The sequence below is a fragment of the Brevibacterium sp. SIMBA_078 genome, from assembly GCF_046534565.1.
In the GTDB taxonomy this organism is placed as follows: Bacteria; Actinomycetota; Actinomycetes; order Actinomycetales; family Brevibacteriaceae; genus Brevibacterium.
This window is the reverse complement of record NZ_JAWRYQ010000003.1, coordinates 395,871-410,228: the sequence shown is the minus strand read 5'-3', so window position 1 is coordinate 410,228 and position 14,358 is coordinate 395,871. Positions and strand designations below refer to the sequence as shown.

General features: G+C 64.4%; 14 protein-coding genes. 13 read left to right on the top strand and 1 reads right to left on the bottom strand.

Annotated elements, in window-relative coordinates:
* Nucleotides 1-38: 38 nt before the first annotated feature.
* From SB749_RS13725 to SB749_RS13675, 11 genes are all read left to right on the top strand, one after another.
* Nucleotides 39-1,364 (top strand): aspartate kinase, encoded by a 1,326-nt coding sequence (locus SB749_RS13725; RefSeq protein WP_139468722.1) that lies wholly within the window; start codon nt 39-41, stop codon nt 1,362-1,364.
* Nucleotides 1,361-2,413, top strand: coding sequence for an aspartate-semialdehyde dehydrogenase (locus tag SB749_RS13720; protein WP_410710784.1), 1,053 nt, complete (start codon nt 1,361-1,363; stop codon nt 2,411-2,413). Before SB749_RS13725 ends, SB749_RS13720 begins: the two co-directional genes overlap by 4 nt.
* A 379-nt stretch (nt 2,414-2,792) precedes the next feature.
* Nucleotides 2,793-3,863 (top strand): metal ABC transporter solute-binding protein, Zn/Mn family, encoded by a 1,071-nt coding sequence (locus SB749_RS13715; protein WP_410710783.1) that lies wholly within the window; start codon nt 2,793-2,795, stop codon nt 3,861-3,863.
* A gap of 2 nt (nt 3,864-3,865) precedes the next feature.
* On the top strand, nt 3,866-4,735 hold the full coding sequence (locus tag SB749_RS13710; protein ID WP_410710782.1) for a metal ABC transporter ATP-binding protein: 870 nt from the start codon (nt 3,866-3,868) through the stop codon (nt 4,733-4,735).
* Entirely contained in the window at nt 4,732-5,640 is a 909-nt protein-coding gene (locus tag SB749_RS13705; protein WP_410710781.1) for a metal ABC transporter permease, read from the top strand. Before SB749_RS13710 ends, SB749_RS13705 begins: the two co-directional genes overlap by 4 nt.
* An 85-nt stretch (nt 5,641-5,725) precedes the next feature.
* On the top strand, nt 5,726-6,673 hold the full coding sequence (locus tag SB749_RS13700) for a metallophosphoesterase (RefSeq protein ID WP_410710780.1): 948 nt from the start codon (nt 5,726-5,728) through the stop codon (nt 6,671-6,673).
* Nucleotides 6,674-6,776: 103 nt separating this feature from the next.
* Entirely contained in the window at nt 6,777-9,095 is a 2,319-nt protein-coding gene (locus tag SB749_RS13695) for a transglycosylase domain-containing protein (protein WP_410710779.1), read from the top strand.
* Between the two features lie 279 nt (nt 9,096-9,374).
* Nucleotides 9,375-9,530 carry a hypothetical protein gene (locus SB749_RS13690; RefSeq protein WP_009883339.1) on the top strand — a complete coding sequence of 52 codons (156 nt, stop codon included), beginning with the start codon at nt 9,375-9,377 and terminating at the stop codon, nt 9,528-9,530.
* 49 nt (nt 9,531-9,579) lie between these two features.
* Nucleotides 9,580-10,053 (top strand): RidA family protein, encoded by a 474-nt coding sequence (locus tag SB749_RS13685; RefSeq protein ID WP_062244853.1) that lies wholly within the window; start codon nt 9,580-9,582, stop codon nt 10,051-10,053.
* Nucleotides 10,043-11,017, top strand: a complete 975-nt coding sequence (locus tag SB749_RS13680) for a hypothetical protein (protein ID WP_410710778.1) — start codon at nt 10,043-10,045, stop codon at nt 11,015-11,017. The genes SB749_RS13685 and SB749_RS13680 overlap by 11 nt, the downstream gene beginning before the upstream one ends.
* On the top strand, nt 11,014-11,781 hold the full coding sequence (locus tag SB749_RS13675) for an MBL fold metallo-hydrolase (protein ID WP_410710777.1): 768 nt from the start codon (nt 11,014-11,016) through the stop codon (nt 11,779-11,781). The genes SB749_RS13680 and SB749_RS13675 overlap by 4 nt, the downstream gene beginning before the upstream one ends.
* 133 nt (nt 11,782-11,914) lie before the next feature.
* On the opposite strand, the gene SB749_RS13670 is transcribed toward SB749_RS13675, so the two are convergent.
* A complete protein-coding gene (locus SB749_RS13670; protein ID WP_101545702.1) occupies nt 11,915-12,592 on the bottom strand; it encodes a Crp/Fnr family transcriptional regulator in 678 nt (225 codons plus the stop codon).
* 243 nt (nt 12,593-12,835) lie between these two features.
* Between SB749_RS13670 and nth the strand changes: the two genes are divergently transcribed.
* On the top strand, nt 12,836-13,612 hold the full coding sequence (gene nth / locus SB749_RS13665) for an endonuclease III (protein WP_139468712.1): 777 nt from the start codon (nt 12,836-12,838) through the stop codon (nt 13,610-13,612).
* Complete coding sequence (locus tag SB749_RS13660; protein WP_410710776.1) at nt 13,609-14,340, top strand: NUDIX hydrolase; 732 nt, start codon at nt 13,609-13,611, stop codon at nt 14,338-14,340. Before nth ends, SB749_RS13660 begins: the two co-directional genes overlap by 4 nt.
* The last annotated feature ends 18 nt before the right edge of the window (nt 14,341-14,358 follow it).

Here is a 14,358-nt window from a genome sequence, read left to right as displayed (position 1 = left end):
CTGGCACGGAACTTATCAGCGATAAGGAAGATACTGCAGTGAGCATAGTCGTCCAGAAGTTCGGTGGGTCCTCGGTAGCCGATGCGGAATCGGTCAAGCGGGTGGCCAAACGAATTGTCGAGTACCGTCAAGCCGGTCACGAAGTAGTTGTCGTGGTGTCGGCCATGGGTGACAGTACCGATGATCTCATCGACTTGGCCCAACAGGTTTCCCCCATGCCCCCCGCCCGCGAACTCGATATGCTGCTGACCGCCGGTGAGCGCATCTCGATGGCGGTTCTGGCCATGGCGATCGCCAACCTCGGCTTCGAAGCCCAGTCCTTCACCGGTTCCCAGGCCGGAGTCATCACCGATGAGCAGTTCGGCAAGGCCCGAATCATCGACGTCACTCCCGGCCGCATCCGGTCCTCCCTCGACGAGGGATACGTCGCCATCGTCGCAGGATTCCAGGGCGTCAGCCAGACTGCGAAGAACATCACCACGCTCGGTCGCGGCGGCTCCGACACCACCGCTGTGGCACTGGCCGCGTCGCTCGATGCCGATGTGTGCGAGATCTACACCGACGTCGACGGCGTCTTCACCGCCGACCCGCGGATCGTGCCCACGGCGCGCAAGATCGATGAGATCGGCTACGAGGAGATGATGGAGATGGCCGCCTCGGGCGCCAAGGTCCTCATGCTCCGCTGCGTCGAATACGCCCGCCGTTACAACGTGCCGGTGCACGTGCGGTCCTCATTCTCTCGCAACCAAGGAACCTGGGTGACCGATTCACCCATCCCCGAAGCCTTCCGCCAGGGCCGGGGATCATCGACCCCGGCAGCGGAACCAGAAACGGAGTCCACCATGGAACAGGCAATCATCTCCGGCGTCGCCCACGACCGCTCGGAAGCCAAGGTCACGATCGTCGGTGTTCCCGATGTCCCCGGCAAGGCCGCCGAGATCTTCAAGACTCTGGCCAAGCAGGAAGCCAACATCGACATGATCGTCCAGAACATCTCCACCCGCGAGCCGGGGAAGACGGACATCTCCTTCACCCTGCCCATGGACGACGGAGCCAAGGCGCTTGAGGCCCTCGACGGTGTGAAGGCAGAGATCGGCTTCGACCAGGTCCGCTACGACGACCAGATCGGCAAGCTCTCCGTCGTCGGCGCCGGAATGCGCTCCCACCCGGGCGTGACCGCGACTCTCTTCGAGGCGCTCAGCGAAGCCCAGGTCAACATCGATATGATCTCCACCTCGGAGATCCGCATCAGCGTCGTCACCCGAGCAGACCTGCTCGACGACGCGGTCCGTGCCGCTCATGCCGCGTACGGACTCGACAGTGAAGACAACGAAGCAGTGGTGTACGGAGGTACCGGACGATGAGCGTCAATATCGGAGTAGTCGGTGCGACCGGCCAGGTCGGCGGAGTCATGCTCGACCTCCTGGCCGATGATCCCGGGTTCGAGATCGGAACTCTGAGGCTCTTCGCCTCGGCCCGATCGGCAGGGAAGACGATCGACTTCAAGGGCCAGCCCATCACCGTCGAAGACGCCGCCGAGGCGGACCCGAGCGGACTCGACATCGCTCTGTTCTCCGCCGGCGGGGCGACGTCCAAGGCGCAGGCCGAGCGTTTCGCCGCGGCCGGTGTCATCGTCGTCGACAACTCCTCGGCCTGGCGTTCGGATCCGGAGGTTCCGCTCGTCGTCAGCGAGGTCAACCCCGATGCCCTCAATGAACCGCCCAAGGGCATCATTGCGAACCCGAACTGCACGACCATGGCCGCCATGCCCGTGCTCAAGGCTCTCCATGACAAGGCCGGGCTCAGCCGTCTCATCGTGGCCACCTATCAGGCCGTGTCCGGTTCGGGTCTGTCCGGAGTCGAGGAACTCGCCGGTCAGCTCGAAGCCGGTCTGCCCGACGCCCGCAAGCTCACCACCGACGGAAACGCGGTGAGCCTGCCGGAGCCTGACAACTACGTCGAACCGATCGCGTTCAACGTTCTGCCGATGGCCGGATCGGTCGTCGACGACGGGCAGAACGAAACCGATGAAGAGAAGAAGCTGCGCAACGAGAGCCGGAAGATCCTCGGACTGCCCGACCTCCTGGTCGCCGGTACCTGCGTGCGCGTGCCCGTCTTCACCGGACACAGCCTGAGCATCCACGCCGAATTCGACTCCGATATCAGCCCCGAGCAGGCCACCGAGATCCTGTCGCAGGCTCCCGGAGTTGCCCTCGACGAGGTCCCGACCCCGCTCAAGGCCGCGGGTCGAAACGACAGCTACGTCGGCCGCATCCGCGCCGACCAGTCGGCACCGGCAGGCAAGGGGCTCGTCCTCTTCGTCTCCAACGACAACCTGCGCAAGGGTGCGGCACTGAACACCGTGCAGATCGCCGCCCTGCTGGCCAAGAAGCTCGAGGCGAAGGCCGCCTGAGCCAGCAAGGCAACGACAGTCAGGTGACGAACCGCCCGGATGCACACGCTTTCGGGCGGTTCGTTGTTGTTTCTCGCAGTCGCACTCGACTGCCCGTCAGCGGCAGTCTCGTTCAAGGCCACGCTCGTTTATCCAGAGTTCCCGCACGCCGGTCGAACTCGTTCAAGCGCAACCGCAGATTGCACGCGGTACACGGAGCGAAAAGTGCGCTCCGCCTTGAACGAGCGGACCTCGGGCGACGGTATGGGTGCAAAGTGTCGAAAGTGGCCGCAACATATAAAAGCGTTGCTATATATAAATATTTATATTAGTGGCGGGCCCTCGATCTGAGTATCGTCGACGATGCTGCTTCATCCTCGACGCCTTAGAAAGGCTCCTCATGACCTCCTCGCGCATTCTTCTCACCTCCGCTGCCATCGCCTCCTCGGCGACGTTGGTCCTCAGCGGCTGTGGGGGACAGGCCTCTGAAGCCGACACCGGGGCTCTGCGCGTGGTGACCTCGACCAACGTCTACGCCGATATCGTCTCCCAGGTGGCCGGCGACTTCGCCGAGGTGAGCCCGATCATCGATGATCCGAACCAGGATCCGCACTCTTACGAGGCGACCACGCAGGACCGCCTGAAACTGTCGAAGGCCGACCTCGTGGTACAGAACGGCGGCGGCTACGACGCATTCATGACCGGAATGCTCGATGCCTCCGGTACCGACGTCGACATCATCGACACGGTCTCGATCTCCGGCCTGCCCGGCTCGGAGGGCCTCGGCAACGAGCCGCACGACCACGATCACGGCGAGGGCCATGACGAAGAGGAAGCGCACGGCGGCGGGCACACTCACGAGGGTGAGGAGGGCCATGATCATGAGCACGCGGATGAAGGTCACGATGAAGAGGGGCACGAAGGCCATGATCACGGATCATTCAACGAACACCTGTGGTACTCGGTCCCGACGATGACGAAGCTCGTCGACGAAGCGGCGACTCACCTCGGCGAGGCCCTGCCCGAACATCAGGGCGAGTTCGAGGAGAACGCGAAGGAATACAAAGCGGAGCTGACCGCGCTGCAGGACGATATCGATGCGGTGAAGAAGGAACACGGCGGCGAGAAGGTCGCCGCGACCGAACCGATCCCGCTGTGGCTGTTCGACGATATGGGGTTGGAGAACGTCACATCGATGGAGTTCCTCGCCGCCGTCGAAGAGGGCAATGATGTGCCGCCGCTGGTGCTCAAGGCCGCGGAGAAGCAGATCTCCGATGGAGATGCCGTGCTGCTTGGATACAATACTCAAGCGGCAGGTCCGCAGGCAGAGGCCTTGAAGTCCACAGCTGAGGATTCCGACGTCCCGGTCGTCGACCTCGCCGAGACCATGCCTTCGGGAACGCACTATGCCGACTGGATGGGCGGCTACATCACCGAAATCTCAACAGCACTCGAAGGGCACAAGCACTGAACATGGCCAAGGAATCCGACGCTTCCGCACCGGCAACACCACGGGAGCCGGTGATTCGACTGCGCGACGCCGAACTGCGGTTCGGTCCGCGTGTGCTCTGGCACGATCTCGACCTCGACGTCGCGCCCGGGGAGTTCCTCGCGGTCCTCGGCCCCAACGGCACCGGCAAGACCTCCCTGCTCAAGGTGCTGCTGGGACAGAACGCGCTGTCGTCCGGCACCGCCGAAGTCGGAGGTCGGGAAGTGCACAAGGGCAACCCCGCCATCGGCTACATTCCGCAGCAGCGCGGAATCGATCCGCACACCCCGATGCGCGGCCGCGATCTGGTGCGCATGGGCATCGACGGTCACCGGTGGGGGATGGGCCTGCTGTCCCGGGGACGGAAGAAGAAGGTCGAAGACCTCTTGGCCTCCGTCGGCGCCACCGACTATGCCGATGCCCCCGCCGGCACGGTCTCCGGCGGTGAGCTGCAGCGACTGCGTGTGGCTCAATCCCTGGCCAACGATCCCACGGTTCTGCTCTGCGACGAACCGCTGCTGTCCCTCGACCTGCACCACCAGCAGGTGGTGGCCGCGCTGCTGCACGAACAGCGGGTCGAACGCGATGCCGCGGTCGTCTTCGTCACCCACGAGATCAACCCGATCCTGCCGTATGTCGACCGGATCCTCTACATCGTCGGCGGGCATTTCCTCATCGGCACCCCCGCCGAGGTGATGACCACCGAATCGCTGTCCCGCCTCTACGGCGCCCCGGTCGAAGTGGTCCGCGTCGGCGGCCGCCTCGTCGTCGTCGGCGGTGAGGAGGAGTGCGTCGATCACCACACCCTGCCCGATGACTCCTTCGACCTCGACGGGACGGTGGTGAACCGATGAGTATGACAGAGGTCTTTGCGAACCTCTTCACCTTCGAGGATTACGGCGAACTCGTCGCGCTGCTGGCGAATTCGCTCATCGCCGCGGCGCTGCTCGGTGTCGTCGGCGGCCTCATCAGTGTCTTCGTCATGGCTCGGGACATCCCTTTCGCCGTTCACGGGGTCTCCGAACTCTCCTTCGCCGGTGCCGCCTTCGCTCTGCTCGTCGGTTTCGACGTCGTGACCGGGTCGATCGTCGGGTCCGTCGTCGCTGCCCTCATCATCGGCATCGGCGGGGCCAAGGATTCGGAGAAGAACGCGATCATCGGCGTCCTCATGCCCTTCGGCCTGGGACTGGCGATCCTCTTCCTCGCCCTGTACGACGGGCGAGCGGCGAGCAAGTTCGGGCTGCTCACCGGCCAGATCGTCGCGATCACCCCCGGCCAGATCCTCACCCTCATCATCTGTGCGCTGGCCGTTCTCGTGGTGTTGGCGATCGTCTGGCGTCCGCTCATGTTCTCCAGCCTCGACCCCGAGGTGGCTCGGGCCAAGGGTGTGCCGGTCAGTGTGCTCACCATCGTCTTCATGCTCACGCTCGGACTCGCCGTGGCGCTGAGTGTGCAGGTCGTCGGTGTCCTCCTCGTCCTCGCTCTTCTCATCACTCCGGCCGCCGCGGCGACTCAGCTCTCGGCCTCTCCGGTGTGGGTTCCGGTGCTCAGCGTGATCTTCGCCGTGACCGCCTCGGTCGGTGGCATCCTCATCGCGCTCGGTTCGCCGGTGGTCCCGATCAGCCCGTTCGTCACGACGATCTCGTTCCTCATCTACGTCGTCTGCCGCCTCGTCGGCGGTCGCCGGATGAAATCCCTGCATCGTCGCCGCGCCCACCGTGCCGCAAAAGAGCACAACGCCCCCATCCCCACCCCCTGATTACTACCTGACGGCGGCCCAGCAACCTCGCGCGAGGTTGCTGGGCCGCCGTCAGGTAGTAATGGGAGGGGATAGAGTTGGGGGAATGAAGAAGCGCGCTCTCCTCGCCGGTGCTCTGGCCGCCCCCACGGCCGCCGGAATCTGGGGTGCGGTCGTCGAACCGCACCTCTTCGCCATCCGCCGCCACACCCTGCCGATCCTGCCTGCCGGAGCCGAATCCATCCGGATCCTCCACGTCGCCGACCTGCACCTGGCGCCCTGGCAGAAGCACCGTGCCTCCTGGGTCAAAGCGCTCACCCGGCTCGAACCGGACGTCGTCGTCAACACCGGTGACAACCTCTCGGCCGATATCGTGCCCGACGTCCTCGACGTCTTCTCCGGTCTGCTCGACACACCCGGAGTCTTCGTCCTGGGGTCAAATGACTTCTTCTCGCCGCAGGCGAAGAATCCCGCGAAGTATCTGCGCTCGCCGTCCCAGGTCAAACACCGAGTGAACCCCGATCTCGATGTCGAGGCCCTCGTCCGCGGATTCGAAGAACCGACATCCCCGTCGGACTCGTCGGCCGGTAGTCAGGGATGGCATTTCCTCGACAACACCGAGGCGACCCTGACGATCAAGGGCACTCGGATCCACTTCACCGGGCTCGGCGACGCCCATATCGACCGCGACCGGATCCGTTGGAGTGGGGGAGCACCCGGCAAGGGCGTGCTTGAGCATCCGCGGTTCGATTCCGAGGCCGGGCTCAAGGTGGGCGTGACACACGCCCCGTATTCGCGGACCTTGGAGGCGTTCGCCTCGGCGGGGGCGGACCTCATCATGGCCGGACACACTCACGGGGGACAGATCCGCGTGCCCTTCTGGGGTGCGCCGGTGACGAACTGCGACCTCGATCGGACACGCGCACGCGGAGTCTTTCCGTACAGGAAGAGCCTCGTCGCCATCTCCGCCGGTCTCGGATTCTCACCGTACTCACCAGTGCGTTTCGCCTGCCGACCCGAAGTCAGCGTCTTGGAACTCGTCGCAATGGCCTAACCCGTTCAGCGGTTTCTGAAGATCTGCACAAGGCAAATTCGTTAAACTGGCTACCATGGTGTCTCCTGAGTCAAACGCCCCACCCACAAAAATGGGCGCGTTCATGCAGTTCGTGGCCGTCAGCGCAGTGGCGGGAATCGTCGCTGCCGGTCTGGCCATTCCCGGAGTCGGTGTCGCAACAGCCAGTGCGAACAGCGCTGTCGAGATCTTCGATTCACTCCCCGCGACCTTGGAGATCAAGGACCTCGGTGAGAAGTCGACGATGCTTGCCTCCGACGGGTCCGAGCTTGCGGAGTTCTACTGGCAGAACCGCCAGGAGGTCCCGCTGGATAAGATCTCGAAGGATATGCAGAATGCGACGATCGCCGTCGAGGACTACCGGTACTTCGAACACGGCGGCGTCGACATCGAGGGCATTGCTCGTGCAGCGGTGCACAATATGGTGTCCTCGACGACTCAGGGCGGATCGACGCTGACCCAGCAGTACGTGAAGAACGTGCTGGCAGAGAACGCGCATGCCGAGGAGGACTCCGAAGGTGTGGCTGCGGCGAAGGAGTCCGAAGGCACCGCCGGCTACGCGCGTAAGCTGCGCGAAGCTAAACTCGCTGTCGCGGTTGAGAAGAAGTACGACAAGAAGGAAATCCTCAACCGCTACATGAACATCAACAACTACTCGGGATCCCCGAACGTCTACGGCGTCGAAGCCGCCGCCTACCGGTACTGGGGCATCCACGCGAAGGATCTCAACATCCAGCAGTCGGCGATGCTCGCCGGAATTGTGCAGAACCCCTCGGCGTTCAACCCGCAGCGGTTCCCCGACCAGGTGCTCAAGCGTCGCAACACTGTGCTCGGGCAGATGCTCAAATACGACCACATCACGCAGAAGGAATACGACAAGGCGGTCAAGACCGACCTCGACCTCGACCTGCATGAGACCCCGAACGGCTGTTCGGCTGCCAAGAGCAAGGCAGAATTCTTCTGCAACTATGTCCAGAACGTCATCATGAATGACGACACCTTCGGCGACACGGCTGACGAACGCCTGGCCTTCCTCCAACGTGGCGGTCTGAAGATCAAGACCAGCCTCAACCCCGATATCCAGAAGATCGCGGACAAAGAGATCAAGAAGCGCGTTCCCGTCGGCGATCCCTCCGGTGCCGGCCATGCCCTGGTGACGATCGAACCTGGAACCGGTGAAGTCATCGCCATGGCCGAGAACCGTGAGTACACGGTCGGCGAGGTGAAGAAGAAGGACAAGAACAAGAAGACCTCGATCAACTACACCGTCGACAAGAAGCACAACGGCGGCGGTGGCTTCCAGGTCGGTTCGACGTGGAAGCCCTTCGTCCTGACGGCATGGTTGAAGGAAGGCAAGAGCCTCAACACCACCGTCAATGCGACGAAGCGCAATTTCCCGGCCAGCTCCTGGAAGTACGAGGGCTGTCCGAACATGGGCGGAGACTGGGACCCGAACAACGCCGGCGACGGTGAAGGCAAGGGTTCGATGACCGCGCTCGAGGCGACGAAGAAGTCCGTCAACACGGGCTACGCGGCCATGGGCAACCAGCTGAACATGTGTGACATCATGGATACCGCGATGGACCTCGGCATCCGCTATGGCAGCGGAGAAGCGCTCGACTACAAGGACAAGTCCGGCTTCATCCAAGCCCTGTCACCGTCGTCGATCCTCGGTACGACGGAGACCACCCCGATCGCCATGGCCGCGGCGTTCGCGACCTTCGCGAACGAGGGCGAATTCTGCGGACCGAAGCCGATCATCGAGATCAAGGACCGCAACGGCGAGAAACTCGACCTGCCCGGCGAAGGCTGCAAGCGAGTGCTCGACAAGGAAGTGGCCAAGGGCGTCGCCTACGCGCTGACTCAGACGTTCAACGGCGGTACGACGAGCTCGTTGAAGATCGGAGTGCCGGCAGGCGCCAAGACCGGTACGACGAACTTCGAGGTCGGTCACACCTGGCTGCTCGGCTTCACCAAAACCCTGTCCACAGCAGTGTGGACCGGTGATCCGGGGGGTACTCGCGACTGGCGCACCAACGGCGCCGGTGCCGTCCGAGGCCACATCTACGGTGCGACCATCTCCGGTAAGACCTGGCAGGCATACATGAGTCAGGCGGTGAAGGAGACCAAGGGTAACACCGGGTTCCCGAGGCCGAGCAGCAAGTACTTCTCCGGCGGCGGCTCCGGCGGTGGCGGCGGTTCGTCTACCGGCGGAGGCGGCACCGGAGGCGGCGGTGGCGGCACCGGCGGAGGTGGCGGTGGCGGAAGCCACGGCAACGGCGGTGGCGGCGGAAACGGCGGCGGCGGAGGCGGCAACTCCGGAAACAACGGAGGCGGCGGCAACAACGGCGGCGGAAACGGCGGTGGCGACGGCGGCGAGGCGCCTGGCCTCGGCGGCAACTGAGCCGATGAGATGCCGGTCGTGACAAGCCGATAGAACCCAGCGGAGACCGTTCCGGTGCAGGCGGGGAGGACCAGATCCTCCCCGCCTTCGCTGTCTCACTTTCACGGGTGTCGCCACAGCGAAACGGCAGTGACCGCCGCCCACGGAACACAGGTGCCCAGCGTGCCCAGTCTGGGCTAGTGTGGGGAACGGACCAGCGTCGTCGACCGCACCAGGAAAGCCTGGTCATACCGGATCACCCGGACCGCCTCGGCGACGCACCGACAACTCAGGAGAACCATGACCAAGTGGGAATACGTCACCGTGCCGCTCATCGTCCACGCGACGAAGCAGATCCTCGACCAGTGGGGCGAGGACGGATACGAACTCGTGCAGGTCGTCCCCGGCCCCGACAACAACGGACTCGTGGCCTACCTCAAACGCCCCAAAGAGTGATCTGAACCGGCAGGACCACTGACACCTCACCCCCACCGAAAGAAGAACAATGTCGAAGACCCTTGAGCGCCTGAACGAACTCGGCCTCGAACTGCCGGAGATCGCCACACCAGCCGGCGCCTACGTCCCCGCCCTGCGCACCGGCAATTACGTCTATACCTCGGGCCAGCTGCCCGTCGTCGACGGCAAGCTGCCTGCGACCGGTCACCTGGGCACGGACGTCGACCTCGACACCGGTTACCAGCTGGCACGCACCGCCGGGCTCAACGCTCTGGCCGCCATCGCCGGAGTCATCGGCGATCTCGACAAGATCGTGCGCGTCGTCAAGGTCACCGGTTTCGTCAACTCCGCCGACGACTTCACCCAGCAGCCGGCCGTCATCAACGGCGTGTCCGAGCTCTACGGTGAGATCTTCGGAGACCGTGGGCAGCACGCCCGCAGCGCGGTCGGTGTGAACACTCTGCCCCTGGGCACCCCCGTCGAGGTCGAGGTCATCGTCGAGGTCTCAGGCGATGCCGCTTAGCGGACGTACTCTTCCCGTTTCGTCGGAACTGCGGTGGCTGCTTGACCACTGGCAGTCCGACGGACGGTGGCCCGTCCCGGAGGCCCCGCGCCCCACCTCGGCGATCGTGCTGATCAGGGATTCCGCGGACGGGCTGGAACTCTTCATCACCCGGCAGCTCGACGCCCGCGGCGTCGAGGACCGCAACCGGTGGGCATTTCCCACCAGCAGCCTGCGCCCGGGCGATGTGCGGAAGCTGCCTCTGGCCGGATGGAATTCGGCCCGGTGCGCCCGTGCGCTGAGCATCGAGAACAAATCCCGCGCCCTGCACCACTTCTCCGCGGCCGCCCGCATCACCTTCGCAGCCACAGGAATCCTGCTCGCCGAGGATGTCGACCGGGAGATCGTCGCCACACCGCAGACGGACTGGCACACCACCCGATCGAGACTGTTCTCGAACGAAGTGTCCTGGTCACAGGTATTACGCGACCGTGACCTGAGGTTGCGTCCCGACCTGTGCAAACCGTGGCTGCGCTGGATCAACACCCCCACCCAGCTGCACCGGTTCGACACCACCTATTTCATCGCCACCGTGCCCTTCGGCCAGGACGTCGACTTCCTGTCGCCGAATGAGACCTCCGCCGGTTGGAAACGCCCCGGCCAGATACTTAACGAGGTGGGAGGAGACCCCGACCGCATCGGCGCGGCTGCCCGCATCATCGTCGAAAGCCTCGCAGAGGTCCCGACCGTGGGTGCGGCCATGGCGCAGATACGCAACGTCCACCCGCTGCGTCCGGAGATCGTCGATGACGACGGCGACTGGAAGGTCGTCATCCACACGGGCAAGGACCCCCACAGCAAAGGAAGCCTGCGCGACCGGGCCGTGGCCGTCGGCGAGACCGACAACGACCAGAGTCCCGGCTTCCTGACATTCAGCGGCGACGACGATGACGAAACGACAGACGAGGAGAACGACGACTCATGAGAATCCGTGCGAACAACCCCGGCCCGATGACCCTGACCGGTACGAACACCTACGTGCTCACCAGCCAGGATGACTCGTCCGCGGTCGTCATCGATCCGGGCCCGGAGATGGCCGATCACCGCGATGCCTTCCTCGCCGAGGTGGCCGACCGTGATCTGGCGGCGATCGTTCTCACCCACCAGCACGCCGATCATTCCGAAATGCTCGGGAGCATCGAACAGTGGGCACCAGAGGTTCCCGTCTACGCCGTGCTGGAGCGATTCGCACGTCATACGGATCCGGTGACAGACGGCGACGAGATCGCCTTCGGCGACACTCCGGCCGATGTGCTGCGCGTCGTTGCCACCCCCGGGCACACGAGCGACAGCATCAGCCTCATCCATGCCGGGGCCCTTTACAGCGGCGACACGATCCTGGGGGAGGGGACGACGATCGTCACCCACCCGGAAGGCTCCCTGGGTGACTACCTGGACTCTCTCGACCGTTTGAAGGAGCTGTTCGACGCCGGGGAGTTCGCCATCATCGAGCCGGCCCATGGTGAGCGCATCGACGCCCCCGCCGAGGTGATCGACTACTACCGCTCCCACCGACTCGAACGCATCGAGCAGGTCAAAGCGGCACTGGAGCAGGGCGCGAAGACGGCCTCGGAGGTATGCGACATCGTCTACCACGACGTCGACCCCAGCGTGCGGCCGGCGGCCGAGCAGATCGTCAAGGCTCAGCTGGCCTACCTCGACGCCCTGCCCGCCGCCGACGACGCCTGAGAGCTGCGGAAGGGCTCGAACAGCGCAAGCTGACACCACGCCCCGAACACGAAGGACGCCCCAGCCGAATCGGCTGGGGCGTCCTTTCACTGCGGCGTCCACGGGCCACTGGGGCCGCACGTCGCCGGGAGGATCAGCGGGCGCGGTTGCGCATCCGGTCCATGTCGAGGATGACGACGGAGCGGGCCTCGAGACGGATGAAGCCGCGGGCGGCGAAGTCGGCCAGTGCCTTGTTCACGGTCTCACGCGAGGCACCGACGAGCTGAGCCAGCTCTTCCTGAGTGAGGTCGTGAGCGACGAGCACACCGTCGGGAGCCGGCTTCGAGAAGCGAGCGGCGAGATCGAGCAGAGCCTTGGCGACACGGCCGGGCACATCGGAGAAGACAAGGTCGCCGACGGTCTCATTGGTGCGACGCAGACGCTGGGCGAGGGCCTTGAGCAGGTTCATCGCGGCCTGCGGACGCTCGTTGAGCCAAGTGGTGAGGTCTTCGTGCTTGAGGCTGAGCAGCTCCGACTGGGAGACGGCAGTGACAGAGGTCGAACGCGGGCCCGGATCGAAGAGGCTGAGCTCACCGATGATCTCGCCGGGGCCGACCACGGACAGCAGGTTCTCACGGCCGTCGGAGGACTCACGGCCGATCTTGAGCTTGCCCGAGGAGACGATGTAGAGCTCGTCACCGGCATCGCCCTCATGGAAGAGCACGGTTCCCCGACGGAGACTCCGCGGGTTCATGAACTTCATCAATGCACTGGTGGCTTCATCGTCCAGACCTGCGAAGAGCGTCGCGCCCCGCACCACTTCAATATCCACTGGTTCCTCCTTGTCGTGATAATCACACACAAATCTACCTGGTCATCTGCATCGATACCAGCAAAGACGCGGGAGTGTGGCCCATCAGTATGAAAACCTCTCCCGCACCGCCCAACACGACTCCCGTCCACACCATTCCCGCAGCCGGCCAGAACAAGGTGCGCAGATCCGGGCGCGAACATGATTCACGGGTGTGACCGGCATGACTGCGGAATGACAGGGCACGGATTAGGATGGTGAGTCGTGTTGACTGTGGCAGAGAAGAGCGCGCGGAAGTTCGCGAAGGAGACCCCGCTGGGACGAACCCGCCGGGCGCGGAAGATCCATCGCATCCTCGCCGAGGTGTATCCGAACGCGAAGTGCGAGCTCGACTTCGAGACTCCGTTCCAGCTGCTCATCGCTACCGTCCTCTCCGCCCAGACCACCGATATCCGCGTCAACTCGGTCACCCCGAGCCTCTTCGCCGCCTTCCCCGACGCCCACGCCCTGGCCGTGGCCAATCTCATCGAGGTCGAGGAGCACATCCGCTCCACAGGGTTCTACCGGGCCAAGGCCCGCAACATCGTCAAGCTCGCGAACGAACTCGTCGATGAATACGACGGCGTGGTGCCGAACAAGCTGGACAAGCTCGTCAAGCTCGCCGGAGTCGGACGAAAGACCGCGAACGTCGTCCTCGGAAACGCTTTCGACACCCCTGGGCTGACCGTCGATACACATATGGGCCGGCTGGCCCGCCGCTTCGGTTGGACCGAGGAGACCGATCCGGTCAAGGCCGAGCACGAGATCGCGGCCCTGTTCCCGAAGAAGGACCTCACCATGCTCTCGCATCGGGTGATCTTCCACGGCCGCCGCATCTGCCATTCCCGCAAGCCCGCCTGTGGAGCCTGCCCCCTGACGGCGCTGTGCCCATCGTTCGGGATCGGGGAACTCGACCCGGACAAGGCACGTGCCATGCTTCGGTTCGAAATGGCGCCTTTGGCCACTCCCGCCGAGGAGGCTGTCCCCGAGGAGGGACGATGAGCGCCCGAATCCCCGACCTTCCACCCGAATCGGCGACGATCGCCGATGGGGCCCTGCGCGGGCAGCTCGAAGATCTCGCTGCCTCGCACGGGTCCCCGCTGTGGCTGCGCCGACAGAAGGACGCCGCCGAGCAGTCCGCCCGTGACGCCGCCGTTCTCATGCTCTTCGGGCGCGGGGGAGAGCCTCGCACCGAGGCGGGAGGCGCAGAAGCATCGCGCCTGGCCGAACTCGGCGTCGCCGATGTCGACATCGTTCTTCTACAGCGGGCCGCGACCCTGCGCCATCATCCCGGACAGGTCGCCTTCCCCGGTGGCGGTCGTGACCCCGAAGACGATTCCATGGCGGCCGCCGCGCTGCGTGAAGCGGAGGAAGAAGCCGGAATCTCCCCGGACACCGTCGACGTTCTCGGAGAGATGGGTCCACTCTATATCCCCGTCTCGAAGTTCGAGGTCACTCCGGTCATCGGCTATTGGCGTCAGCCGGGCCAAGTCCAGGTGATGGATCAGCGGGAGTCCTACTCCGTCTATCGGGTGGCCATCGCCGATCTCGTCGCCCCAGCCAACCGCGGAACCTTCGCCCGTCCCGATCTGAAGATCTCGACTCCGGCCTTCGACGTCGGAGTCCTCAAGGTATGGGGCTTCACCGCCGGCATCCTCGACTTCGCTCTCGACCATCTCGGCTGGGCCGGCGAATGGGACAAGAAGGCTCCCATCGCCATCGACTTCTGAATTCGGCCCCTGCGGATC